Below are 758 nucleotides of genomic sequence, written 5' to 3'. Positions count from 1 at the left end.
ATACATGCTTCAACTGAGCGATTCAATGCCGCGACGGATGTAGCGATATCGTCACTATATATCTCAGGATCAGCTGGTTTGAACACCATATCAAAACCATCCCCTTTGGGACGGCGAATCGCACACAAGCTCACGACTTCACAGCCAGTGCGGCCAATCAAGCGAGATACAAGCTTTACCGTATTAGCCTCTATTCCCATAAAAGGAGCATTAACACCGCCCGTTCCGCCTGGCACCTGGTCTGGCAGAATACCAACCATCCCCTGATCCGAGAGGATAGAAAACAAACGAATAACGCCCCGCCTATTGGTTGGCACTAACTCAGAACCATGACGACCTCGCACCGAAGACATATATTCTTCCAAGGCTTTTATTTTAGGCGGTTTGTATAGAGCAGCCATCGGTCGAAGCGTTGATAAATACAAACCAACTAGCTCCCAATTTCCATGATGAGGCGCCAATACAATCGCTCCTTTACCCTTTTCAAATATCGCGTCAAGGTGCTCTTTACCTTCAACCGAGCGAATTAAATTCAAAGTCTTTTCAGTGGGCCATTCCCACATCACTCCAAATTCGGCAAATAACATACCGGTTTCAAGTAGACTGCGCCGTGTTAGCTCTCTCTGGTCGCTTTCTGATAGCTCGGGATAACAATGCGAGATATTTTCTTTGGTGACACGTGTGGTCTCGGAGTCGCCCATCCATAGAATCCGACCAATAAAACGACCGAGAGCCTGGGCTTTGCTTAAACCAAGGCT

General features: G+C 47.6%; 1 protein-coding gene. It reads right to left on the bottom strand.

Going from position 1 to position 758, the window contains the following annotated elements; genetic code table 11:
• Positions 1-758, bottom strand: a 758-nt coding sequence (locus A3761_RS07400) for a lysophospholipid acyltransferase family protein (RefSeq protein WP_068750054.1), incomplete at both ends; no start/stop codon positions are given.

Source organism: Oleiphilus sp. HI0123, assembly GCF_001635315.1.
The sequence above is the reverse complement of the archived record's forward strand: the minus strand, read 5'-3'. Positions and strand labels throughout refer to the sequence as shown.